General features: G+C 67.1%; 19 protein-coding genes and 1 pseudogene. 6 read left to right on the top strand and 14 right to left on the bottom strand.

Going from position 1 to position 22,892, the window contains the following annotated elements:
* Nucleotides 1-170 precede the first annotated feature (170 nt).
* Both AC5P9L_RS14740 and purU read right to left on the bottom strand, forming a co-directional pair.
* Nucleotides 171-323: pseudogene (locus AC5P9L_RS14740) on the bottom strand (formyltetrahydrofolate deformylase); the annotation flags it as partial.
* Nucleotides 324-575: 252 nt separating this feature from the next.
* Nucleotides 576-1,427, bottom strand: coding sequence for a formyltetrahydrofolate deformylase (gene purU, locus AC5P9L_RS14735; RefSeq protein WP_065184114.1), 852 nt, complete (start codon nucleotides 1,425-1,427; stop codon nucleotides 576-578).
* 114 nt (nucleotides 1,428-1,541) lie between these two features.
* Between purU and AC5P9L_RS14730 the strand changes: the two genes are divergently transcribed.
* Nucleotides 1,542-2,453, top strand: a complete 912-nt coding sequence (locus tag AC5P9L_RS14730; protein WP_060380447.1) for a LysR family transcriptional regulator — start codon at nucleotides 1,542-1,544, stop codon at nucleotides 2,451-2,453.
* Nucleotides 2,454-2,456: 3 nt separating this feature from the next.
* Here the strand turns inward: AC5P9L_RS14730 and AC5P9L_RS14725 are convergent, their stop codons facing one another.
* The 3 genes from AC5P9L_RS14725 to AC5P9L_RS14715 all read right to left on the bottom strand — a co-directional run bounded on the left by AC5P9L_RS14725 (nucleotide 2,457) and on the right by AC5P9L_RS14715 (nucleotide 4,951).
* On the bottom strand, nucleotides 2,457-3,557 hold the full coding sequence (locus tag AC5P9L_RS14725; protein ID WP_099474165.1) for an NADH:flavin oxidoreductase/NADH oxidase: 1,101 nt from the start codon (nucleotides 3,555-3,557) through the stop codon (nucleotides 2,457-2,459).
* Between the two features lie 121 nt (nucleotides 3,558-3,678).
* Nucleotides 3,679-4,494 carry an NAD-dependent protein deacetylase gene (locus AC5P9L_RS14720; RefSeq protein ID WP_076739081.1) on the bottom strand — a complete coding sequence of 272 codons (816 nt, stop codon included), beginning with the start codon at nucleotides 4,492-4,494 and terminating at the stop codon, nucleotides 3,679-3,681.
* 55 nt (nucleotides 4,495-4,549) lie between these two features.
* On the bottom strand, nucleotides 4,550-4,951 hold the full coding sequence (locus AC5P9L_RS14715) for an acyl-CoA thioesterase (RefSeq protein ID WP_005407672.1): 402 nt from the start codon (nucleotides 4,949-4,951) through the stop codon (nucleotides 4,550-4,552).
* A gap of 152 nt (nucleotides 4,952-5,103) precedes the next feature.
* On the opposite strand from AC5P9L_RS14715, the gene AC5P9L_RS14710 reads away from it, so the two are divergent.
* Entirely contained in the window at nucleotides 5,104-5,739 is a 636-nt protein-coding gene (locus AC5P9L_RS14710; RefSeq protein WP_005407671.1) for a LysE family translocator, read from the top strand.
* Nucleotides 5,740-5,778: 39 nt separating this feature from the next.
* Here the strand turns inward: AC5P9L_RS14710 and AC5P9L_RS14705 are convergent, their stop codons facing one another.
* The 5 genes from AC5P9L_RS14705 to AC5P9L_RS14685 form a co-directional block, all read right to left on the bottom strand.
* Entirely contained in the window at nucleotides 5,779-6,036 is a 258-nt protein-coding gene (locus AC5P9L_RS14705; RefSeq protein ID WP_005411932.1) for a hypothetical protein, read from the bottom strand.
* 365 nt (nucleotides 6,037-6,401) lie between these two features.
* The gene (locus AC5P9L_RS14700; RefSeq protein ID WP_005407669.1) at nucleotides 6,402-7,421 is read right to left on the bottom strand and encodes a ribonucleotide-diphosphate reductase subunit beta; all 1,020 of its coding nucleotides are present in this window, start codon (nucleotides 7,419-7,421) and stop codon (nucleotides 6,402-6,404) included.
* Nucleotides 7,422-7,565: 144 nt separating this feature from the next.
* Nucleotides 7,566-9,968, bottom strand: a complete 2,403-nt coding sequence (locus AC5P9L_RS14695) for a ribonucleoside-diphosphate reductase subunit alpha (protein ID WP_005407668.1) — start codon at nucleotides 9,966-9,968, stop codon at nucleotides 7,566-7,568.
* A 632-nt stretch (nucleotides 9,969-10,600) separates the two neighbouring features.
* Nucleotides 10,601-11,701 (bottom strand): cell division protein ZapE, encoded by a 1,101-nt coding sequence (gene zapE / locus AC5P9L_RS14690; protein WP_043035414.1) that lies wholly within the window; start codon nucleotides 11,699-11,701, stop codon nucleotides 10,601-10,603.
* The gene (locus AC5P9L_RS14685; RefSeq protein WP_227860152.1) at nucleotides 11,698-12,369 is read right to left on the bottom strand and encodes an alpha/beta hydrolase; all 672 of its coding nucleotides are present in this window, start codon (nucleotides 12,367-12,369) and stop codon (nucleotides 11,698-11,700) included. Before AC5P9L_RS14685 ends, zapE begins: the two co-directional genes overlap by 4 nt.
* 43 nt (nucleotides 12,370-12,412) lie before the next feature.
* Between AC5P9L_RS14685 and AC5P9L_RS14680 the strand changes: the two genes are divergently transcribed.
* Nucleotides 12,413-13,270 (top strand): EamA family transporter, encoded by an 858-nt coding sequence (locus AC5P9L_RS14680; RefSeq protein ID WP_227860151.1) that lies wholly within the window; start codon nucleotides 12,413-12,415, stop codon nucleotides 13,268-13,270.
* Between the two features lie 301 nt (nucleotides 13,271-13,571).
* On the opposite strand, the gene AC5P9L_RS14675 is transcribed toward AC5P9L_RS14680, so the two are convergent.
* From AC5P9L_RS14675 to AC5P9L_RS14665, 3 genes are all read right to left on the bottom strand, one after another.
* Nucleotides 13,572-15,017: an ExeM/NucH family extracellular endonuclease gene (locus AC5P9L_RS14675; protein WP_262101549.1), complete on the bottom strand. Its 1,446-nt coding sequence runs from the start codon at nucleotides 15,015-15,017 to the stop codon at nucleotides 13,572-13,574.
* 310 nt (nucleotides 15,018-15,327) lie between these two features.
* On the bottom strand, nucleotides 15,328-15,846 hold the full coding sequence (locus tag AC5P9L_RS14670; protein WP_005407662.1) for a c-type cytochrome: 519 nt from the start codon (nucleotides 15,844-15,846) through the stop codon (nucleotides 15,328-15,330).
* Nucleotides 15,847-16,051: 205 nt separating this feature from the next.
* A complete protein-coding gene (locus AC5P9L_RS14665) occupies nucleotides 16,052-16,660 on the bottom strand; it encodes a TetR/AcrR family transcriptional regulator (RefSeq protein WP_005407661.1) in 609 nt (202 codons plus the stop codon).
* Nucleotides 16,661-16,821: 161 nt separating this feature from the next.
* Between AC5P9L_RS14665 and AC5P9L_RS14660 the strand changes: the two genes are divergently transcribed.
* The 3 genes from AC5P9L_RS14660 to AC5P9L_RS14650 are packed head-to-tail and all read left to right on the top strand — an operon-like array spanning nucleotide 16,822 to nucleotide 21,630.
* Nucleotides 16,822-17,985: an isovaleryl-CoA dehydrogenase gene (locus AC5P9L_RS14660; RefSeq protein WP_005407660.1), complete on the top strand. Its 1,164-nt coding sequence runs from the start codon at nucleotides 16,822-16,824 to the stop codon at nucleotides 17,983-17,985.
* Nucleotides 17,986-17,995: 10 nt separating this feature from the next.
* Entirely contained in the window at nucleotides 17,996-19,606 is a 1,611-nt protein-coding gene (locus AC5P9L_RS14655) for a carboxyl transferase domain-containing protein (RefSeq protein WP_099497419.1), read from the top strand.
* Between the two features lie 8 nt (nucleotides 19,607-19,614).
* Complete coding sequence (locus AC5P9L_RS14650) at nucleotides 19,615-21,630, top strand: acetyl-CoA carboxylase biotin carboxylase subunit (RefSeq protein WP_423159925.1); 2,016 nt, start codon at nucleotides 19,615-19,617, stop codon at nucleotides 21,628-21,630.
* A gap of 21 nt (nucleotides 21,631-21,651) precedes the next feature.
* Here AC5P9L_RS14650 and AC5P9L_RS14645 read toward each other — a convergent pair whose 3' ends face one another.
* Nucleotides 21,652-22,821: a putative peptide maturation dehydrogenase gene (locus tag AC5P9L_RS14645; RefSeq protein ID WP_005411922.1), complete on the bottom strand. Its 1,170-nt coding sequence runs from the start codon at nucleotides 22,819-22,821 to the stop codon at nucleotides 21,652-21,654.
* Between the last annotated feature and the right edge of the window lie 71 nt (nucleotides 22,822-22,892).

Genomic DNA, 22,892 nt, shown 5'->3' with positions numbered 1-22,892 from the left:
CGTCGCTTATGCCGCTTGCGCGCTCCTGCCCACAACAACACAATCGATTCATCCAGCCCCCTAACTACGCCCCCCTACAGATCGCGGGACGGCCGAACCGGGGGCTTTTCATTGGATGAAATCAGGATTCGGTAGTGCCGGGCCATGCCCGGCGGACGCGGGATGGGCGATTACCGGAACACCACCGTGCGATGCCCATTGAGCAGGATGCGGTGCTCCACATGGCGGCGAACCGCGCGTGCCAGCACCAGCGATTCGGTATCGCTGCCCAGCCGCACCAGTTCGCGCGGTGCCATCGCATGGTCCACGCGGGCCACGTCCTGCACGTCGCTTATGCCGCTTGCGCGCTCCTGCCCACAACAACACAATCGATTCATCCAGCCCCCTAACTACGCCCCCCTATAGATCGCGGGACGGCCGAACCGGGGGCTTTTCATTGGATGAAATCAGGATTCGGTAGTGCCGGCCGCTGGCCGGCAACCTCGGGACCTCTGCAGTTGCCGGCCAGCGGCCGGCACTACCGGATAGCACCCGTGGTAGCGCCGGGCCATGCCCGGCGGACGCGGGATGGGCGATTACCGGAATACCACCGTGCGATGCCCATTGAGCAGGATGCGGTGCTCCACATGGCGGCGAACCGCGCGTGCCAGCACCAGCGATTCGGTATCGCTGCCCAGCCGCACCAGTTCACGCGGTGCCATCGCATGGTCCACGCGGGCCACGTCCTGCTCGATGATCGGGCCTTCGTCCAGGTCCTCGGTGACATAGTGCGCGGTGGCGCCGATGATCTTGACCCCACGCGCGTGTGCCTGGTGGTACGGCTGCGCGCCCTTGAAGCTGGGCAGGAAGCTGTGGTGAATGTTGATCGCACGGCCGGCCAACGCGCGGCACAGCGTGGGCGACAGGATCTGCATGTAGCGCGCCAGCACCACCAGGTCGATGCGCTCGCGCTCGACCAGGTCGATGATCTGCTGCTCCTGCACCGCGCGCGTTTCCGCGTTCACCGGCAGATGATGGAACGGCACCTGGTAGGACGCCGCCAGCGGCGCAAAGTCGGCGTGGTTGGACGCCACTGCTGCGATGTCCACCTTCAGCTGGCCGCTGTGGGCGCGGAACAGCAGGTCGTTGAGGCAATGCCCCTGTTTGCTGACCAGCACCAGCAGCCGGGCGCGGCGTCGGCCATCGTGCAGCTGCCAGTCCATGCCGAAGCCTTCGGCAAGCGTGGCCATGGCGGCGTGCACGGTCTCCAGCGGCAGGCCGGCATCGCGATCGAAGTGCACGCGCAGGAAGAAGCGGCCACTCTCCTCATCGCCGAACTGCTGGGCGTCGAGGATGTTGCAGCCGTGGTCGAACAGCAGGCCGGACACGCGGTAGACGATGCCGGTGCGGTCGGGGCAGGACAGGGTAAGAATGGAATCGGGGCGCATCGCTACAGTGTAGGGCAGCGCCCTGCCCAGCGGCCGGATGATCACGGGTGCAACCGACCTGCTTGGTTCAGTACCAAGCGATACTTGGACCTTCCCGTGGCAAGCTGGTCGGTCATGAACCTGTTGCAACTGATCCGCAGCTTCACCCGCACCGCAGAGACCGGCAGCATTGCCGCCGCGGCCCGCATCCTTGGCATCAGCGCCACCGCGGTCGGCCAGAACATCAACCGGCTGGAGGCCCATCTGGGCGTACGGTTGCTGAACCGGAGTACGCGGCAGCTGGCCCTCAGCGAGGCCGGCGCGCTGTACCTGGCGCAGGTGCGCCACATCGAAGCCGACCTGGCGCGCGCGCAGGCGATGGTCACCGCCGGTGACATCGAACCGGCCGGGCCGCTGCGCATCGCCAGCAGCAGCGCCTTCGGTCGCCACGTGCTTGCCCCCTTGTTGCCTTCACTGCAGCAGCGCTACCCACAACTGCAGCTGGAGCTGCGCCTGACCGACCGCGCCGTGCAGCATGGGCCGGAAGCGGTGGATGCCAGCATCCGCATCGGGGCGCAGCTGGAGGATGGGGTGGTCGCGCGGCAGCTGGCGCGTGTTCCGTTCGTGTTCTGTGCCTCGCCGGCCTACCTGAAGGCGCACGGCACCCCGCAACAGCCTTCCGATCTGGGCGGTCATCGCGGGTTGCTGCACCGCTTCCCCACCGATGGCCGGCCATTGCGCTGGGGCCTGCTGAAGGACGGCCAGCGCGTGGACGCCGCGCTGCCACCGAGCATGGTCTGCGATGACATCGATGCGCTGGCGACGCTGGCGGCGGCCGGTGCCGGCATCACCCGGCTGGCCGCATTCGTGGCCGAGCCGTACCTGCGCGATGGCCGCCTGCAGGCGGTGTTCGGCGCCGACACCGCGTGGCGCCCGGAACCGATGGAGGTCTACTTCTGCGTCAGCGACCGCCGCGATTTCACCGCCAAGATCCGCGCGCTGTTCGAACACCTTCAGGCCGGCATCGCGCCGGCCTGGCGGGTGTGAGCCTCAGCGCGTCTTGAACACGCCGCGCGCGTCGCGCGGCTCGCAGCGCAGGTACTGTGGCGCCGGTTCCACGCTGTCGCGCAATGCGGCAGCGGCATGCCACGGCCAGCGCGGGTCGTAGAGGATGCCGCGCGCCAGGGCCACGGCATCGGCGTGGCGATGGCGCAGGATCGATTCGGCCTGCTCGGGCTCGGTGATCATGCCCACGGCGATGACCGGCATGCGCACCTTGGCCTTGATCGCTGCCGCGAACGGCACCTGGTAGCCCGGACCGACGGTGATCTTCTGGCGTTCGTCCAGGCCACCGCTGGAGACGTGCAGGAAATTGCAGCCGCGCGCGTCCAGCACCTGGGCCAGCGCTTCGCTCTGCACCAGATCCCAGCCGCCATCGACCCAGTCGCTGGCGGAGATGCGCACGCCCACGGCGACCTTGTCCGAAACCGCCGCACGCACGGCGTCGAACACTTCCACCAGCAGGCGCAGGCGGTTCGGCAATGAGCCACCGTAGCCATCGGTACGGCGGTTGCTCAGCGGCGACAGGAACTGGTGCAGCAGGTAGCCGTGGGCGGCATGCAGCTCGATCAGCTCGAAGCCGAGGCGCTCGGCACGCACCGCACTGGCGGCGAAGGCGGCGATGACCTCGGCGATGCCGGCGTCGTCCAGTTCCTGCGGTGCCGGATCGGCGGCGTGGAACGGCAGCGGCGACGGCGCCACGGTGGCCCAGCCACGCGCATCGTCGGCCGGCAGCTGGCCACCGCCGTCCCAAGGGCGGTTCACCGAGGCCTTGCGACCGGCATGGCCGAGCTGGATGCCCAGCGGCATCGGCGACCAGCGGCGGACGCTGGCCAGTACCTGTGCCAACGCGGCCTCGGTGCCGTCATCCCAAAGGCCCAGGTCGGCCCAGCTGATGCGGCCACGCGGCTCGACCGCGGTGGCTTCCAGGATCAGCAGGCCGGCGCCGGATTGCGCGAGGTTGCCCAGGTGCATGGCATGCCAGTCGCTGGCGCGGCCGTCTTCGGCGGAGTACTGGCACATCGGCGCGACGACGATGCGGTTGGACAGGGTCAGGGGGCCGAACGAGATCGGCGAAAACAGCTGGCTCAAGACAGTGATGGACGACGTAGGGGATGCGTATTGCACCGCCGCACGGCTCCGGGATCAACCATCTGGATGGATCGCTGTTTCGCGGCGGCGGGTGGCCTGTAGAGTCGACTGACAGTCGACTCTACCCGGCCGATGGTTCGATAACCGACGCCAGCGCCTCAGCACAATCGCGTTCATCCTTGAACTGCAGCAGGTCGTCGGCACGGGTGCGGCCACGGTTCAGCGCCGCCACCGGCAGTCCTGCTTTGGCCGCCGCCTTCACGAAGCGGAAGCCGGAATAGACCATCAGCGACGAGCCCACCACCAGCACGGCGTCGGCCTGCTGCAGGTGCTCGTGCACCGCCTCCACCCGCTCGCGGGGCACGTTTTCGCCGAAAAACACCACGTCCGGCTTCAACACCCCGCCGCAGTGCGGGCACACGGGTACCACGAAGCTGGAGAAATCGGTCTCCAGGTCGGCGTCGCCATCAGGCGCGACGCCGGCCTCCAGCGCATCCCAGCCGGGGTTGGCGTCCAGCAGGCGCTGCTGGAAGTCCTCGCGGCCGCTACGGCGCTCGCAGCCCATGCAGCGCACCAGGTCCAGGCGGCCATGCAGGTCGATCACGTTACGGCTGCCGGCGCGCTGGTGCAGGCCGTCCACGTTCTGGGTCAGCAGCACCTGCAGCTTGCCACGGCTTTCCAGTGCGGCCAGGGCCTGGTGGGTACCATTGGGCCGGGCCAGGCCGAAGCGCGGCCAGCCCAGCAGGCTGCGCGCCCAGTAGCGCTGGCGGGTAGCGGCCTCGCCCATGAAGGCCTGGTAGGTCACCGGTGGCGTGCGTTTCCACTGGCCGTCGCTATCGCGGTAATCGGGAATGCCCGAGGCGGTGCTGCAGCCGGCGCCGGTCAGCACGAACAGGCGCTGGGCGCGGTCGATGAAGTCGGTCAGTGGCAGGCTCATGGCTGCCAGATGGGGGCGCTGCGGCGCCCCTGCAAGCGCCGGTCGGTTGGCCGGGTCAGGCCGCCGGCAGCGGCGGCACCGCGATCGGGTGGCCTTCCTCGTCCAGCGCGATCATCACGAAGTGGCCGCGGGTGCACAGCTTGCGCTCGCCGCTGTGCAGGTCTTCGGCGACCAGTTCCACCTCCACCTTCATCGAGCTGCGGCCGACTTCGACGATGCGGCCGATGGTTTCCACCATCTGGCCGATGCGGATCGGCAGCTTGAAGTCGACCTGGTCGCTGCGCGCGGTCACCACGGTACGGCGCGAGTAGCGGGCGGCGGCCAGGAATGCGGCCTTGTCCATCCACGCCAGTGCCTGGCCACCGAACAGGGTGCCGAGGTGGTTGGTGTGGTTGGGGAAGACGATTTCGGCCATGCGCACTTCGATGGGCGGCACGGTCTCGGGGATCGGGGTCATGGGGAAGCTTCGGTGTGGGGTGCTGCGGATTCTAAGCGACCGGCGTGACGGCCATCGGAATGCACGTGCAACGGTCACCCGGCAGCGGTGCCTGCGCAGGCCGCGCCTGCAGCAGGCGTTACACTGCGCCACGCCCACTGCCAGGACCTCCCATGCCCGCCACTTCCGACCTGCTGGCCTTTGCGTTGGTTTCGCTGGCCATGGTGCTCACGCCCGGGCCGAACATGATCTACGTCATCTCGCGCTCGATCTGCCAGGGGCCGATGGCGGGACTGATCTCGCTGGGCGGGGTGGCGCTGGGCTTCGTGTTCTACATGCTGTGCGCGGCATTGGGCATCACCGCCCTGCTGATGACGGTACCGTTCGCCTACGACGCGCTGCGCATCGGTGGCGCGCTGTACCTGCTGTACCTGGCCTGGCAGGCGCTCAAGCCCGGTGGCCGTTCGCCGTTCGCGGTGCGCGAACTGCCGCAGGACAGCCCGCGCAAGCTGTTCACGATGGGATTCCTGACCAATCTGCTGAACCCGAAAGTGGCGGTGATGTACCTGTCGCTGCTGCCGCAGTTCCTGCACCCGGACAGCGAAGGCAGCGTGCTGATGCAGTCGATCGTGCTGGGCTCCACCCAGATCCTGGTCAGCGTCAGCGTGAACGGCATGATCGCGCTGACCGCCGGCAGCATCGCCGGCTTCCTGGCCGCACGCCCGACCTGGCAGATGGTGCAGCGCTGGCTGATGGGCACGGTGCTGGCCGGACTGGCGGTGCGCATGGCGGTGGAAGGGCGGCGCTGATCGCGGCGTGCCCTTCACGCGATACGCCCGGCCCTGTAATCAGAACAGTTCAGCGTGGTAGAAGCTCGGTTGTGCCGACCAGGCCTTGATATCGCCACATTGCGGCACGCTGGTGTAGTACAGGCGGATGGGTATGGCGGAGACCTTCGCACTCATCAGCATGGCGTAGGTTGCCTTGCAGACCTCGGGCGGCATGCTGAAGTCGCCTTTGCTGACGATGTTGCAGACCGCGTGGATGGGCGAGACGGTGGTCGCCACGAACACCTTGCCGCTGGCATCGATGGAAACGTTGGTCACCTTGGAATCGCAGTTCGTGCCATGGGCGAGGGGCGGACAGGCGACCAGGACGGCGAACAGTCCTCCCGTCCACCCACGAAACACGGTCCTGCGGGTTGCTGTTCCAGGCACTGCAGTCTCCATTGCGACCTCCAGGGTCCATTCAGTTGCGCCACCATGGCAGGACCACGCGCACGGGAACCCGGCGCTGGGATTGTCCACGCGTCATTCCTGCAGTGGCATCCCCTCTTCCTCCCCAGGCCCGGCATGGATGCGAAGCACCGCCACCACTGGCGTCCAGCGAGAATAGCTCATCCTTCTGATGCGCAACGAAAAACCCCGGCATTGGCCGGGGTTCTTCGTTGCGACAGGCCGGGCCGGTTCGATCAGAAGTTCATGTCGAAGGCGACTTCGCCCTGCACGCCGACCTGGTAGGCCGAGACGCGGCGTTCGAAGAAGTTGGTCAGTTCCTGCACGTCCTGCAGTTCCATGAACGGCAGCGGGTTGCGCACGTTGTACTTCTTTTCCATGCCCAGCTTGGCGAAGTGCTGGTCGGCACAGTGCTGCAGGTACTGGCGCATGTCGCGGGTGGAGATGCCGGCCACGCCGCCGGACAGCACGTCCTCGGCGAACTGCACTTCGCATTCGATGGCTTCGGCCAGCATGTCGTAGACCTGCTGCTTCATCTCTTCGTCGAACAGGTCCGGTTCTTCCTCACGCACCACGCGCACCGACTCGAACGCGAACTCCATATGTGCGCTCTCGTCGCGGAACACCCAGTTGGTGCCCGAGGCCAGGCCCGGCAGCAGGCCGCGCGAACGGAAGTAGTACACGTAGGCAAAGGCCGCGAAGAAGAACAGGCCTTCGATGCAGGCGGCGAAGCAGATCTGGTTGAGCAGGAACTGGCGGCGCTGTTCGCGGGTCTCGATGCGGGTCAGGCTCTGGATCGAGTCGATCCACTTGAAGCAGAAATCGGCCTTCTTCTTGATCGAGTCGATGTTCTCCACCGCCGAGAACGCCTTGGCGCGCTCTTCCGGATCCGGCAGGTAGTTGTCGAGCAGGGTCAGGTAGAACTGCACGTGCAGCGCTTCTTCATACAGCTGGCGCGACAGGTACATGCGCGCTTCCGGCGCATTGAGATGCTGGTACAGGTTCAGCACCAGGTTGTTGGAGACGATCGAGTCGCCGGTGGCGAAGAACGCGACCAGGCGGTGGATCAGGTGGCGCTCGCCCGGCGACATCTTGCTGTGCAGGTCGGTGATGTCGATCTGGAAGTTGATCTCTTCCACCGTCCAGGTGTTCTTGATCGCGTTCCGGTACATGTCATAGAACTGCGGGTAGCGCATCGGGCGCAGGGTCAGTTCAAAACCGGGATCGAGCAGCATCTGCTTGGGCTTGTCGGCCATGGGTGTTTCCTTGAATTCCTGGGTGAGCCGCCGGGCGTGGCCCGGCGCTACCGTGGGTGTTTTTCCGCAGCCGAGCATGGCTCGGCTCTACAGGTGCGAGGTGTTCGAGTGCCAAACAACGGTCGGCACCCACCGCGCGGTGTGTTACTGGCAGGCCTCGCAGGCTTCCGGGTTTTCCAGCGAGCAGGCGATGGCTTCGTCCGGGCTGAATACCTTGGCCGGGGCCGCAGCGCTCACCGTGGTCTTGGCGATCTTGGTGGCCGGGCGCGAACGCAGGTAGTAGGTGGTCTTGATGCCCTGCTTCCAGGCGTACATGTACATGGAGGACATCGCGCCGATGTTCGGGCTTTCCATGAACAGGTTGAGCGAGGCCGACTGGTCGATGAAGGCGCCACGCTCGGCGGCCATGTCGATCAGCGAACGCATCGGCAGTTCCCACGCGGTGCGGTAGACCTCGCGCAGCGTTTCCGGAATCTGCGCCACGCCGGCGATGGAACCTTCGGCCAGCTTGATGGCATCGCGCATTTCCGGCGTCCACAGGCCCAGCTTCTTCAGCTCGTTCACCAGGTAACGGTTGACCTGCAGGAAGTCACCGGACAGGGTTTCGCGCTTGAACAGGTTGGACACCTGCGGCTCGACGCACTCGTAGCAGCCGGCGATCGAGGCGATGGTCGCGGTCGGCGCAATCGCGATCATCAGCGAATTGCGCAGGCCGTGTTCCTTGATGCGGGCGCGCAGGGCGTCCCAGCGTGCGGTGTCTTCCGGCACCACGTTCCAGGCGTCGAACTGCAGTTCGCCACTCGCAGCGCGGGTGTCGTTGAACGACGGGTGCTTGCCACGTTCCTGGGCCAGCTCGCAGGAGGTTTCCAGCGCGTGGAAGTAGATCGCTTCGGCAATCTTCTTCGACAGGGCGCGGGCCTCGGCGCTGTCGAACGGCAGGCGCTTGCGGAAGAACACGTCCTGCAGGCCCATGCAGCCCAGGCCGACCGGACGCCAGCGCAGGTTGGCGCGGCGGGCGGTTTCGATCGGGTAGAAGTTCAGGTCGATGACGCGGTCGAGCTGGCGCACGGCCAGGCGCACGGTCTCGGCCAGCTTCTCGAAATCGAACTCGTTGTGCTCGTCGAAGTGGTTGCCCAGGTTGATCGAACCCAGGTTGCACACCGCGGTTTCATCGTTGGAAGTGACTTCCAGGATTTCGGTGCACAGGTTGGACAGGTGGATCACGTTGCCCGGACGCAGGGTCTGGTTGCTGGCGCGGTTGCACTTGTCCTTGAAGGTCATCCAGCCGTTGCCGGTCTCGGCCAGCGTACGCATCATGCGGGCGTACAGCTTGCGGGCGGAGATGGTGCGGTTGGCCTTGCCCTGGGCTTCGGCCTGCAGGTAGGCGGCCTCGAAGGCTTCGCCGAACAGGTCGGTGAACTCCGGCACGACGCGCGGATCGAACAGCGACCATTCCTGGTCGGCTTCGACGCGCTTCATGAACAGGTCCGGCACCCAGTTGGCCAGGTTCAGGTTGTGCGCGCGGCGGGCTTCGTCACCGGTGTTGTCACGCAGCTCGAGGAAGTCCTCGATGTCGGCGTGCCAGGTTTCCAGGTACACGCAGGCCGCGCCCTTGCGCTTGCCGCCCTGGTTCACTGCGGCCACGGACGAATCCATGGTCTTCAGCCACGGCACGATGCCGTTGGAGTGGCCGTTGGTCGACTTGATGAGCGAACCACGCGAACGCACGCGGGTGTAGCTGACGCCGATGCCGCCGGAGAACTTCGACAGCTGGGCGATGTCGCCGTACTTGGAGTAGATCGACTCCAGCGAGTCCTGCGGCGAGTCCAGCAGGAAGCACGAGGACAGCTGCTCGTGGGTGGTGCCGGAATTGAACAGGGTCGGGCTGGACGGCAGGTAGTCCAGGTTGCCCATGCGCTTGTACAGCGCCAGGGTCTCGGACACGTCCTCACTCAGCGCGCTGGCGATGCGCAGGAAGAACTGCTGCGGGGTCTCGATCACCTTGCGGGTGTGCGGGTGGCGCAGCAGGTAACGGTCGTACAGGGTACGCAGGCCGAAGTAATCGAAGTTCAGGTCCAGCGAGATGTCGATGGCATCGTTGAGCTTGCGCGCGTTGGTCTGCACGAAGTTCAGCAGGCGGTCGTTGATCAGGCCGACTTCATGGCCACGGCTGACCGACTGCGAGAAGGCGTAGATTTCCTGGCCCGAGACTTCCTTGGCAATGTAGTTGGCCAGCAGGCGCGCAGCCAGGCGGCCGTACTCGGGCTCTTCACCGATCAGCAGGGCGGCGGTGCGGATGGACAGTTCGTCCAGCTCGCGGGTGGTGGCGCCGTTGTACAGGCCGGAAATGGTGCGGGTGGCCACGCGCATCGGATCGACGGCGTGCAGGCCTTCGGAGGAACGCTGCACCGCGCGCACGATCTTGTTCAGGTCCACCAGTTCGGTCGTGCCATTGCGCTTGGTCACACTCATCGCGTTGGCCGTCGGCGGCGACGTCAACAGGAATTCGCTTTCCTTCTCGATGGTGGCGCTGGATTCGGTGGTCACGGCGTGTGTCCTCTTGGCGTGATTGGTGGGTGCTCGATGCATCGGGTGACGCAGCCCGGGACATGACAGCCCAGGATGGCAGGACGGCGTCGCAGCGGATGAGACCCTGCGCCTGCCACTGCCGTTGACGATCGCGGATGGGTACCCGGGCATCCCTGGAATTGGGGTTGCTGCGACCGACGGCCACAAGATAGTGGGGGTGATGGGGCCCGTCAACGCCAAATGTAGTGAAATTCGGCAATCCCTTGCGCCGCAAGGATCGTGCCACCGGCGTCCGGATCAGACGCTTCAGACCTGCCGGAACGGGCTGCGCAGTCAAGCCCGAAAGGCGTCATTGCGGTGGTACAACGCACCGCGAAAACGGAACAATGACAGCTTCACATGACAGTGATGAAACTGGCTAGGGACAACCCTGTGGATAGGTGGTGGGCAGCCGGTGGGAATCCGGTGGACGCCGGGACCGCCCGCCGGGCAGCGACCCGAGGCTGCATGTGTCGGCCAGGCCGGAGGAGCGGCCGCAGGGAAACGCCGTTGCACCCTTCCCCCGATCATTGCCGGCCAGCGGCCGGCACTACCGGAATCCCAGGGTAGTCGTGCCGGCCGCTGGCCGGCAACGCACGCCCGCAGGCCCCTCACGCCCGGTGCGGGGTACCCAGGTACTCGGCGCTCTGCATTTCGATCAGGCGCGAGGCGGTGCGTTCGAAAGCGCCCTGCAGGCGCTGGCCGGTGTACAGCTCGACCGGCGAGGTGCTGGCGGTGCAGACCAGGTTGACGTGGCGGTCGTACAGCTCGTCGATCAGGTTGACGAAGCGGCGCGCGGCATCTTCGTTCAGGCGGTCGAAGGCGGGAATGCCGCCCAGCAGCACCGTGTTGAACTCGTGCGCGATCTCGATGTAATCCGAGGGCCCGCGCGGGCCTTCGCACAGCGCGGCGAAATCGAACCAGGCAATGCTCTTGCCGCGGCCACGCACCGGAATCTTGCGGCCCTCGATCTCGATGTTGCCGGGCTTGGCCGGCTGGCCGCCGCTCAGCTCGTTCCAGCGCGTGGCCAGCCACTCATCGCTGTCGGTCGCCAGCGGTGCGCGGTATACCGGCGAGCGGGTCAGCGCGCGCATGCGGTAATCCTCGGTACCTTCGGCGTACAGCTCGACGCAGAAGCGCTGCAGCAGGCCAATGGCCGGCAGGAAGCTCTCGCGCTGCAGGCCGTTGAGGTACAGGTTCTCCACTGCGGTGTTGGAGGTGGTGACCAGGGTCACGCCCTCGGCGAACAGGCGCTCCAGCAGCCGCGCCAGCAGCATCGCATCGCCGATGTCGGTGACGAAGAATTCGTCCAGCACCAGCACGCGCAGGTTGCTGCGCCATTCCTGGGCGATCTTCGCCAGCGGGTCGCTCTGGCCCTGGTGCTCGCGCAGGCGCTCGTGGACGCTGCGCATGAAGCGGTGGAAGTGGGTGCGGTACTTCTGCTTGATCGGCAGCCCGTCGTAGAACAGGTCGACCAGGAAGGTCTTGCCGCGGCCGACCCCGCCCCAGAAGTACAGGCCCTTCACCGGCTCGGGCTTCTTCCAGAACGAGGACAGGCGGTCCAGCCAACCGTCCTCGGCACTGTCCAGCAGGCCCAGGTGGATGCGGTCCAGCTCGGCCAGCGCCGCATGCTGGGCCGGGTCGTTCTGCCAGTCGCCACGGGCAACCCCTTCCGCGTACCGCTGCGACGGGGTCAGTTCCACGTCGCTCATGCCGCCGCGCCCAGCCAGTGCTTGACGCCGTGGGTCAGCGCGCCGCGCAGGTCGATCAGCTTGCGGTGGAAGAAGTGGCTGGTCTCGGGCATGCGCACCAGCTCATGCGGGAAATCCAGCAAGTCCAGCCACTGGTAGACAGCCTGCGGGTCGACGATCTCGTCCTGCTCGCCCTGGATCACCAGCCAACGGGCCGGCGGGGCGATGCCATCGAAGTCCCAGCGGCCGGCCGGCGGCGCGATCGAGATCAGCGCTTCCGGCTGCAACTCGGCCGCGGCCTTCAGTGAAACGAACGCGCCGAAGCTGAAACCGGCCAGCCACAGGCGGTCGTCCGGACGCTGGCTGCGCACCCAGGCGGCGACGGCCTTCAGGTCGTCCTGCTCGCCCACGCCATGGTCGAACTCACCGGCCGAGCCACCCACGCTGCGGAAGTTGAAGCGCACCGTGGCGATGCCCAGCTCGCGCAGGGTGGTGGCGGTCATGGTGACCACCTTGTTGTGCAGGGTGCCACCCTCGGTGGACAGCGGATGGCAGACGATGGCCACGATCGGCTGCACCGGCACATCGGCCTTGGGCAGGTCGACGACCATTTCCAGCGGGCCGGCCGGGCCGTCCAGTTCGAGGCAGGCGGTTTCGCCGGGGGCGACGGGGAACGAGTGCTTGTGCATGGCACCATGATACCGTCCCCCGCCCCTGCCCTGTGCCCGTCCCATGCTCTACCTGTCTTTGGCCGTGATCTGCAGCGTGCTGGTTTCGGTGTTGTTGAAGGTGGCCGGACGCCGCCAGCTGGATGTTTCGCAGATGGTCACCTGGAACTATCTGGTGGCGGCAACGCTCACCGCCGTGGTGCTGCAGCCGCCGCTGGATTCGCTGCGCGCGCCGCACGCGCCGTGGCTGTCATTGCTGGCGCTGGCGGTGGTGCTGCCCTCGATTTTCCTGGTGCTGGGCCGCGCGGTGGCGGTGGCCGGCATCGTCCGCAGCGACGTGGCGCAGCGGCTGTCGCTGCTGCTGTCATTGGCCGCCGCCTTCCTGTTCTTCGGCCAGACTGCCACGCCGTGGAAGCTGGCCGGGCTCGGCCTGGGCCTGCTGGCGATGGTAGCCATCAGCCTGCGCCCGCGCGGACCGGCGGTGGCGTCCTCGCCCGGTGGCTGGGGCTGGCTGCTGGGGGTATGGGCTGGGTTTGCGGTGGTGGACGTGCTGCTCAAGCAGGTGGCGCTGTCCGGCACGCCGTCGATGGCGGCGGTGCTCGCCAGCTTCAGCGTGGCCTTCGTGCTGATGCTGGCGCTGCAGCTGTGGCGGCATGCGCGTGGCCGCAGCCGGCTGGCCTGGCGCAATCTGGGCGCGGGCGCGCTGCTGGGCCTGCTCAATGGCGGCAACATCCTCTTCTATGTGCACGCGCACCAGTCGATGCCGGACAGCCCGGCCACCGTGTTCGCCGGCATGAACATCGGCGTGGTGGTGCTGGGCGCGCTGGTGGGCGTGTTCGCCTTCGGCGAGGCCACCACGAAGTGGAACCGCGCCGGCCTGGCGCTGGCGGTGCTGGCGATCGGACTGATCGCCTGGGGGTGAGCGTTGGTTGCGGCGGGCCATTTCCGCGCCCGCGGTGGGATGTCACTTTTCTTTTCGCGCGAAAAGAAAAGTAACCAAAAGAAACGCGCCGCCAGCCGCGAGCCGGTGCTGTGCACCGGTACCCTGCGCTTCTCGATGAACCAGGGGACGGCGCCGAACTCGCTGCGCTCAAACATCGGCGCCTCTTCGCCCCTGATTCACCTGCGATGCTCGGCTCGCTTGAAGACGGACTGGAAGATCAAAAGCAACGGCAGGATCCGTGCCGATCAAGGTCCCTCCCAGAGCAGATCCCCGCCGAACCTTATCTGTCGAAACCCAACAACAGCGGGTCGTGGTCGGAGCTGCGCCACGGGCCCTGCACGTTGCGGCCCTGGTAGCCGCTGGCATCCTGCTCGTCGGCGTTGCTGTGCCACTCGGCGGCACCGCGCAGGCGCTTGGCCATGCCCGGGCTCAGCAGCGCGTGGTCGAGGCGGCCGGTATAGCCGTTGTAGACGTAGCTGTAGGGATGCTCGACCTTGGCGACCTTGAACGCGTCCTGCCAGCCCAGGTCATGCAGGGTGCGGATCGGGTCTTCCATCGCGTAGGCATTGAAATCGCCGAGCAGCACCGCGTCCTTTGCACCGGTACCGGTCGGGTCGGTCTGCAGCCAGGCGTGCAGCTGCTGCGCCGAGGTCACGCGGGTGGCGTTCCAGCAGCCCTGGTTGTCGTTGTGGTCGGCGTCGGCACCGGCGGCGTCGCGGCAGCCCTTTGACTTGAAGTGGTTGGCCACCACCACGAACGGCGCGCCCTGCTTGCCCTGGAAGGCCTGCGCCAGCGGCACGCGGCTGTGCTCGACGAACGGGCCACCGGTCAGCGTAGCCGGCTTGCCCAGCGGCTGCAGGCGCGCGCTGCGGTAGATGATGCCGACCCGGATCGGGTTGTCACCGGGGCCGTTGCCCGCGTCGACAAAGCGCCAGTCGCCCTGCGCGCCACGGTCGCGGTTGAGCGCATCGACCAGTTCGGCGATGGCCGACTGCGGGCCGTAGCCGTCGTTCTCCAGTTCCATCAGCGCGGCGACATCGGCGCCCAGCGCGTTGACCGTGGTGACCAGCTTGGCCACCTGCGCCTTGTGTTCCTCCAGCGTGCGTGCGCCGCGCAGGGTCGGGAAGCCACCGCCCTGGCCGTCGCCGTTGAAGAAGTTCTCCAGGTTGAAGGCCGCCACATGCAGGCTGCCCGGCACGGTCGGCACCGCCGGGCGCTTCAGCTCCGGCAGCTTCAGCGCGCCTTCGACCTGCAGGCGCGGATGGCCCTGCGCGTCCATGCGCACGATGCCCTGCACATCGCGCAGCTGCATGCCGGTGCGCAGCACCGGGTTGCCCGGCAGGTAAGCCACGCTGGCCGGGTCGCGGGCATCGCTGCCATCTTCCAGCACCAGGCGGCGGCGCTGGTTGTCGGCCATCACCTGCTCATAGCCGGCAGTGCCCGGCGTGGCCACTTCGGTCGGCTGCCAGAGGCGGCCATCGAAGGCCACGGTGAGCTGGCCGAAGCGCTCCAGGCCGTCGGTACCGGCCAGGGTCAGCGGTGCGGCGATGCGCACGCGCTGGCCATCCAGTGCACGCCAGTCGGCCGGCGCGGCGGTCAGCACCACGGTGGCGCTGCTGCGCGCAGCGGAGGGCGACGCGGCCGGTGCGGCCTGCGGCTGGGCCTGGGCAAAGGCACCGGCCGGCAGCAGCAGGGACAGGGCAAGAGCAAGGGAACGGCGGCGCATCGACGGGCGACTCCATGGAAGAGGCGCACAGACTAACCTTGAAATGCGAAACCCCAGCGACGCGCGCGGTTTTGGCCTTGGCCGGCAAAGCCGCCGGCGGCAGACGGAGAACGACCGCGGCGATTGGAGCGACCGGCGGGTAGAGTCGACTGTTAGTCGACTATCGCGCGCAGCGCGGGCTTTTTCGGTGGCGTTGGGAAGATCAGTCGACCAACAGTCGACTCTACTCCCTTCCCGCGGTTCCGCCATCCCATTCGGCCGTTCCATGTTCCGACGTTTCCGCCGTTTCGCGGTTTGGCCGTCCCGGCGCCTACTTCAGGTTGCCCAGCATCCAGTCCACGGTGGCGTGGATCTGCTCCTCGGTCAGCGCCGGGTTGCCGCCCTTGGGGGGCATTATGCCGCCGTCCGGGCCGGTATAGCCCTCGATGGCGTGCTTGTAGAGGGTGTCCTTGCCCTGCGCGATGCGCTTGTCCCAGTGCGAATGGTCCAGCGTCGGCGCCATGCCCACGCCAGTGGTGTGGCAGGCGGTGCACAGGTTGTCGAAGATGACCTTGCCGTCCTTGGTGCCGCCGTAGGCCACCTGCGAGGCGGCCTTGGCCAGCGCGGCGGCCTTGGCCGCAGCCTGCGCGGCGGCGCCGGTGCTGCCGGCATAGACCGCGCCGGTGGGCGAGATGCGCTGTTCGGTGCGCTTGGCCGCAGTCGGCGACACCTCGGGCGGAATCCGGGTGTGGATGTAGGCGGCTAGGAGGATGAGGCCGAGGGTGATGGTCGCCAGCAGCGCGATCACCATGGAGAAGCGTTTCAGGAACTCCAGATCGTAATTCCGCACTCTTCGTTACCCCTGGCTGATAGTCGTTGGACCACGGCTGAGCGACTGCGTGATGGACCGAGTATAGAACGCGCTTTGCGTGCGACAACAGGCGTCACTGCTGGTGCGGCGCAACATGCCGGCCCGGTAGTGCCGGCCGCTGGCCGGCATCGCCATCCCGCCGGATGGATCGTGCAGAAGCCGGCCAGCGGTCGGCTCTACCACGTTACCGGGCGCCGATCGCGCGCAGGCAGAAGCTGCAGATCGCATCCACCAGCGCGTCTTCGTCGCGGTGCGCTTCGCGGCTGGGTGCGGTCGGGCCGACCATCGCCTCGGTGAAGGCGCCGACCAGGCAGGCGGCGGCCACATGCGCGTCCTGCGCCGGCAGCTCACCGGCGGCCACGCCCTCCTCCACCAGCCGCAGGAACACGTCGCCGAAGGCGCGACGACCACGCATGCGCTCAGCCTCCACGTCCGGATCGACCGGTTCGACGATGAAGGCATGCGCCAGCCCCGGCCCGGCCAGGGCGCGGCGAACGAAGGCGGTGATCGCCAGCCGCAGGCGCTCGCTGGCCACCTCCGGACCACTGGCGATGCGCTCCATGATCGCGACCTCGTGGGCCACCGCGGCGTTGAGCACCTCCACGAACAGCTCGGCCTTGGACGGGAAATGGCGATAGATCAGGCCAGTGGATACCCCCGCCTGGGTTGCCACGGCGGTCACCGGGGCGTTGCGCCAGCCGCCGGTGGCGACCAGCTCACGGGTGGCCAGCAGGATCCGTTCACGGGCCCCAGCCAGGCGTTCTTCCATCAGTGCAGAGCGTTTGTAGGCCATGTTTTGATTCTGGTTTCAATTTTTGAATTTGTATTCACTTCTTATCCGAACCCCGCTACGCTGGGGTCCAATCGCCCGTGCGGGCAGCGGTCCTGCAGACCGCCGCCCGCTCCCCCGCCGGGTGCGTCCATTTCCTGCCATCCCGTCGTGGAGCCACCACAATGCACGTGCCATCCCTGAACTTCGACCTTGGCGAAGACATCGACCTGCTGCGCCAGAGCGTGGCCCATTTTGCCGCCGCCGAGGTCGCACCGCTGGCCGCCGAGGCCGATGCCAGCAACCAGTTCCCGCTGGCCCTGTGGCCGAAGCTGGGCGAACAGGGCCTGCTCGGCCTCACCGTGGAAGAAGCATACGGCGGCACCGGCATGGGCTACCTGGCCCACGTGGTGGCGATGGAAGAAATCTCGCGTGCCTCCGGCGGCATCGGCCTGTCCTATGGCGCGCACTCCAACCTGTGCGTGAACCAGCTGCGCAAGAACGGCAACGAAGAACAGAAGCAGCGCTTCCTGCCCGGCCTGTGCGACGGCAGCCTGGTCGGCGCGCTGGCGATGAGCGAGCCGGGTGCCGGCTCAGACGTGGTGTCGATGAAGCTGCGCGCCGACAAGCGCGGTGACCGCTACGTGCTCAACGGCAACAAGATGTGGATCACCAACGGCCCGGACGCCGACGTGCTGGTGGTCTATGCCAAGACCGACATGGACGCCGGCGCCAAGGGCATCACCGCGTTCCTGGTCGAGAAGGGCATGAAGGGCTTTTCCACCGCGCAGAAGCTGGACAAGCTGGGCATGCGCTCCTCGCCCACCTGCGAGCTGGTGTTCCAGGACTGCGAAGTGCCGGAAGAAAACGTGCTGGGCCAGGTTGGCGGTGGCGTGCGCGTGCTGATGTCCGGCCTGGACTACGAGCGCGTGGTGCTGTCCGGCGGCCCGCTGGGCCTGATGGCCGCGGCGATGGACGTGGTGATGCCGTACGTGCACGAGCGCCACCAGTTCGGTGAGGCGATCGGCAGCTTCCAGCTGATCCAGGCCAAGATCGCCGACATGTACGTCGGCCTGGGCGCCTGCCGCGCCTACGTCTATGCCGTGGCGCGCGCCTGCGACCAGGGCCGCACCACCCGCCAGGACGCCGCCGGTGCCATCCTGTACGCCGCCGAGAAGGCCACCTGGCTGACCGGCCAGGCGATCCAGATCCTGGGCGGCAACGGCTACATCAACGAATACCCGACCGGCCGCTTGTGGCGCGACGCCAAGCTGTATGAAATCGGCGCCGGCACCTCGGAGATCCGCCGCATGCTGATCGGCCGCGAACTGTTCCAGCGCACCCTGTAAGGCCACCGCGATGACCGTCCTGAACAGCCAGCTGCAACCGGGCAGCGATACCTTTGAAGCCAACCGCGCGGCCATGCAGGCCGTGGTCGACGATCTGCACGCCACCCTGGCGCGCACCGCGCTGGGTGGCAGCGAAGCCGCACGCGCCAAGCACACCGCACGCGGCAAGCTGCTGGTGCGTGACCGCATCGACGCCCTGCTCGACCCCGGCAGCGCCTTCCTCGAAATCGCGCCGCTGGCCGCGCATGGCATGTACGAAGACGCCGTGCCGGCCGCCGGCGTGGTGGCCGGCATCGGCCGGGTGAGCGGCGTGGAGTGCGTGATCGTGGCCAACGATGCCACGGTCAAGGGCGGCACCTACTATCCCATGACGGTGAAGAAGCACCTGCGCGCGCAGGAGATCGCCGAACAGAACCACCTGCCGTGCATCTACCTGGTCGATTCCGGCGGCGCGTTCCTGCCGCTGCAGGACGAAGTCTTCCCCGACCGCGACCACTTCGGCCGCATCTTCTACAACCAGGCCAACCTGTCGGCGCAGGGCATTCCGCAGATCGCCTGCGTGATGGGCAGCTGCACCGCCGGTGGCGCCTACGTGCCGGCGATGAGCGACGAGACGGTGATCGTGCGCGAGCAGGGCACGATCTTCCTCGGCGGCCCGCCGCTGGTGAAGGCGGCCACCGGTGAGGTAGTGACCGCCGAGGAACTGGGCGGCGCCGACGTGCACACGCGCATATCCGGCGTGGCCGACCACATGGCTGACAACGATCTGCAGGCACTGGCACGGGTGCGTGCGATCATCGCGCAGCTGAACTGGCGCAAGCCGGAACCGGCGATGGCGGTGCAGGCCAGCGAAGAACCGCTGCTGCCGGCACACGAACTGTACGGTGTGATCCCGGCCGATACGCGCAAGCCCTACGACGTGCGCGAAGTGATCGCGCGCCTGGTCGATGGCTCGCGCTTCGACGAATTCAAGCCGCGCTATGGCGCAACGCTGGTCACCGGCTTCGCCCATCTGAACGGCTACCCGATCGGCATCATCGCCAACAACGGCATCCTGTTCTCCGAGTCGGCGCTGAAGGGCGCGCATTTCATCGAACTGTGCACCCAGCGCAACATTCCGCTGGTGTTCCTGCAGAACATCACCGGCTTCATGGTCGGCCGCAAGTACGAACAGGGCGGCATCGCCAAGGACGGCGCCAAGCTGGTGATGGCGGTGGCCTGCGCCAAGGTTCCCAAGTTCACCGTGGTGATCGGCGGTTCGTTCGGCGCCGGCAACTACGGCATGTGCGGCCGCGCGTACTCGCCGAACTTCCTGTGGATGTGGCCGAACGCACGCATCGGCGTGATGGGCGGCGAGCAGGCCGCCAGCGTGCTGGCCACAGTCAAGCGCGATGGCATCGAAGCCAAGGGCGGCCAGTGGCCGGCTGCGGAGGAAGACGCGTTCAAGGCGCCGATCCGCGACCAGTTCGAGCAGCAGGGCCACCCGTACTACGCCAGCGCGCGCCTGTGGGACGACGGCGTGATCGATCCGGCCGACACCCGCCAGGTGCTGGCGCTGGCGCTGTCGGCCAGCCTCAACGCCGCCCCGCAGCAGACGCGCTTCGGCGTGTTCCGCATGTGACCCGTGCCATGACCGAGCACGCTCCTATGAAGCACGTTGCCATGTTCAGCAAAGTCCTGATCGCCAACCGCGGCGAAATCGCCTGCCGCGTCATCGCCACCTGCCGCCGCCTCGGCATCGCCACCGTGGCGGTGTACTCCGATGCCGACCGCAACGCACGCCACGTGCGCCTGGCCGACGAAGCCGTCCACATCGGCCCGGCCGCCGCACGCGAGAGCTACCTGCGTGGCGATGCCCTGCTTGACGCCGCGCGCGCCACCGGCGCACAGGCCATCCACCCCGGTTACGGCTTCCTGTCGGAGAACGCCGACTTCGCCGATGCCTGCGCCGCCGCCGGCATCACCTTCATCGGGCCACCGCCCAGCGCGATCCGTGCGATGGGTGACAAGAGCGCGGCCAAGGCGCTGATGGCCAAGGCCGGTGTGCCGCTGACGCCGGGTTACCACGGTGACCAGCAGGCGCCGGACTTCCTGCGCGCACAGGCCGATGGCATCGGTTACCCGGTGCTGATCAAGGCCAGCGCCGGTGGCGGTGGCAAGGGCATGCGCAAGGTCGAGCGCAGCGAGGACTTCGTCGATGCGCTGGCCAGCTGCCAGCGCGAGGCAGCCTCGGCGTTCGGCAACGACCACGTGCTGGTCGAGAAGTACGTCGAACGGCCGCGCCATATCGAGATCCAGGTTTTTGGCGACAGCCACGGTGACGCGGTGTACCTGTTCGAGCGCGACTGCTCGGTGCAGCGCCGCCACCAGAAGGTGCTGGAAGAAGCGCCGGCCCCGGGCATGAGCGCGGAACGTCGTGCTGCGATGGGCAAGGCGGCGGTCGATGCCGCGCGCGCGGTGGGCTATGAAGGTGCGGGCACGGTGGAGTTCATCGCCGGCCCGGACGGCGATTTCTACTTCATGGAAATGAACACGCGCCTGCAGGTCGAGCACCCGGTCACCGAGTACATCACCGGTACCGACCTGGTGGAATGGCAGCTGCGCGTGGCCTCGGGCCAGCCGCTGCCGCTGCGCCAGGAGCAGCTGGCCATCCACGGCCACGCGATCGAAGCGCGCCTGTATGCCGAAGATGCCGACCGTGGCTTCCTGCCCTCCACCGGCACCCTGCGCCGCCTGCGCCTGCCAATCCCGTCGGCCCATGTGCGCGTGGATACCGGCGTGGAGGAAGGCGACAGCATCACCCCGTACTACGACCCGATGATCGCCAAGCTGATCGTCTGGGACGTGGACCGCGATGCCGCGCTGCGCCGCATGAGCCAGGCGCTGGCCGACTGCCAGGTGGTAGGCGTGACCACCAATGCCGGCTTCCTGCGCCGGCTGGTGAACACCGATTCGTTCGCGCACGCCAGGCTGGATACCGCGCTGATCGAACGCGAACAGGCGGCATTGAGTGCAGTGGGCGAAACGGATGATGCCCTGTGGCAGCTGGCCGCCGTGGCCGCGGTTGCTGGCACTGCCGGTGCCAGCACCGACGCGCGCGACCCGCATTCGCCATGGCAGGCCCAGGATGGCTGGCGCCTCGGCGCATCGGCACCGCGCGTGCTGCCGCTGCAGCAGGGCGAACGCAAGCACACGCTCAAAGTGTGGGCACAGGCCGATGGCTGGCGCGTGCAGCGCGATGACGCCGCGCCGGTTCAGGTGATCGGCACAGCCGATGCGCAGCATCTTACCGTGCAGCTGGGCGAACGCCGCTGGTCGCTGCAGCTGCTGCGCGACGGTGACCAGCTGTACCTGTTCGGCGCCGACGGCCAGCACCGCTTCACCCTGCACGATCCGGTGGGCGAATCGGACCACGCCGTGGCGGATGCCGGCAGCCTGCTGGCGCCGATGCCGGGCAGGATCGTCGCGACACTGGTCGCGGCCGGCACCGAGGTCAAGCGCGGCACGCCGCTGGTGGTGCTGGAAGCGATGAAGATGGAGCACACCCTGCAGGCACCGGCGGATGGGACGGTGAAGGGCTATCGCGCCAAGGCCGGCGACCAGGTGGGTGATGGCGCGGTACTGGTGGACTTCGAAGCGGCGTGATGCAGCAGAGGCCGCGCGGGGTCAGCCCGCGCGGTCTTCAAGGTTCCAGATCACGCCTGCCGGGTCCAGTTCGCTGGTCGTCATCCGTGATGCACGCCATCCGAAACCGCAGACCGCGAGTACCCCCTCATTGATCGTGTCCAGGCCCAGGGCACGTTCGATGGGCTTTTCGTTGATCGCTGCAGTAATGAATGCTCCCAGGCCGGCATCCGTGGCCGCCAGGTACAGCGTCTGGGATAGATGTCCCGCTTCCATCGCGACAACCCGATAGCTTTTCCCATGCTGGCGATACTTCCAGTACGTCCTGTTGAAACGCGGGGCCAGGACCACCAGCACGTGCGCATCCGCGAACCAGTGCTGCTGCCCGACCATGGACATCACGAAGTCGCGATCGATGGCCACGGGGCAATCAACCGGCATCAGTCCGTGGCCCTGCGCTCGATAGAGGTACATGCCCGCGGCAAGTCCATCGACATTGCGCACCAGCACGTAGGCTTCGACAGGATGCAGTCCGCCGCCCGAAGGGACGTTCTTCTTCAGGAACACCAGATCATCGCCTTCGCGCTGGCAGCTGCTGCTGCCGAATGCCCGCTGCAGCATCTGGCTCAGCAGGGGCAGCGGCAGTGATCGGGTGACATCGAAGTTCCGGCAGGTGACCCGCCGCGCCAGCAGTGCGTCGAAATCGTTGGACTGCTGAGGCGGCAGTGGTACCAACCCAGCGTCGGCAGCGGCAGCGTGCGGTGGCGGCGGTCCCAATGTCCTGCGCATCTGCGAGGCCGTTTCGATCTGTGATTCACGCATGTTGCGAACGGCGTCAACATCCTCCCAGCGTGAGAAGGCATGCATGACCGCAGCCAGGGGATGCCAATGCGTTGCACGCAACCGCTCGTCACGAGCGGCAACATCGTCATCCTGTCCGCGGGTCAACACCAGGCCACTGGCGATCAGCAGGTCCATGGCAGGTGAACAGGCCTTCCCTGCCTCAAGCGTGGTCCATGCACTTGGGCTCAGGCTTCCCAGCAGTGCCTGTGCCGCAGCGTCCAGCGCCACCGGTCCATCCAGGTGGGGAGCGAGTGCCTCCCAGGCAAGCGTGCGCACCAGCCCATCACCACCGCGCAGCAGGCCCTCAAACTCGAACCGGATCTGCTCGGTGGGCTGTACCACTACGATCGCGCAGCGCCTGACATCCATCGGATCAGCCCTTCCTTCATCGTGAATCCACGTTATCGAACCGCGACCCGATTCCTTTACATCTCCCGCTC

The organism is Stenotrophomonas sp. YJH_SMC_64, from assembly GCF_059371375.1.
The sequence above is the reverse complement of the archived record's forward strand: the minus strand, read 5'-3'. Positions and strand labels throughout refer to the sequence as shown.

Excerpts from the sequence above, each read along its gene's own strand:
- purU (WP_065184114.1), bottom strand. The coding sequence starts at position 1,427 with ATGCGCCCCGATTCCATTCTTACCCTGTCCTGCCCCGACCGCACCGGC.
- AC5P9L_RS14730 (WP_060380447.1), top strand. The coding sequence starts at position 1,542 with ATGAACCTGTTGCAACTGATCCGCAGCTTCACCCGCACCGCAGAGACC.
- AC5P9L_RS14720 (WP_076739081.1), bottom strand. The coding sequence starts at position 4,494 with ATGAGCCTGCCACTGACCGACTTCATCGACCGCGCCCAGCGCCTGTTC.
- AC5P9L_RS14715 (WP_005407672.1), bottom strand. The coding sequence starts at position 4,951 with ATGACCCCGATCCCCGAGACCGTGCCGCCCATCGAAGTGCGCATGGCC.
- AC5P9L_RS14710 (WP_005407671.1), top strand. The coding sequence starts at position 5,104 with ATGCCCGCCACTTCCGACCTGCTGGCCTTTGCGTTGGTTTCGCTGGCC.
- AC5P9L_RS14700 (WP_005407669.1), bottom strand. The coding sequence starts at position 7,421 with ATGGCCGACAAGCCCAAGCAGATGCTGCTCGATCCCGGTTTTGAACTG.
- zapE (WP_043035414.1), bottom strand. The coding sequence starts at position 11,701 with ATGAGCGACGTGGAACTGACCCCGTCGCAGCGGTACGCGGAAGGGGTT.
- AC5P9L_RS14685 (WP_227860152.1), bottom strand. The coding sequence starts at position 12,369 with ATGCACAAGCACTCGTTCCCCGTCGCCCCCGGCGAAACCGCCTGCCTC.
- AC5P9L_RS14680 (WP_227860151.1), top strand. The coding sequence starts at position 12,413 with ATGCTCTACCTGTCTTTGGCCGTGATCTGCAGCGTGCTGGTTTCGGTG.
- AC5P9L_RS14675 (WP_262101549.1), bottom strand. The coding sequence starts at position 15,017 with ATGCGCCGCCGTTCCCTTGCTCTTGCCCTGTCCCTGCTGCTGCCGGCC.
- AC5P9L_RS14665 (WP_005407661.1), bottom strand. The coding sequence starts at position 16,660 with ATGGCCTACAAACGCTCTGCACTGATGGAAGAACGCCTGGCTGGGGCC.
- AC5P9L_RS14660 (WP_005407660.1), top strand. The coding sequence starts at position 16,822 with ATGCACGTGCCATCCCTGAACTTCGACCTTGGCGAAGACATCGACCTG.
- AC5P9L_RS14655 (WP_099497419.1), top strand. The coding sequence starts at position 17,996 with ATGACCGTCCTGAACAGCCAGCTGCAACCGGGCAGCGATACCTTTGAA.
- AC5P9L_RS14650 (WP_423159925.1), top strand. The coding sequence starts at position 19,615 with ATGACCGAGCACGCTCCTATGAAGCACGTTGCCATGTTCAGCAAAGTC.
- AC5P9L_RS14645 (WP_005411922.1), bottom strand. The coding sequence starts at position 22,821 with ATGGATGTCAGGCGCTGCGCGATCGTAGTGGTACAGCCCACCGAGCAG.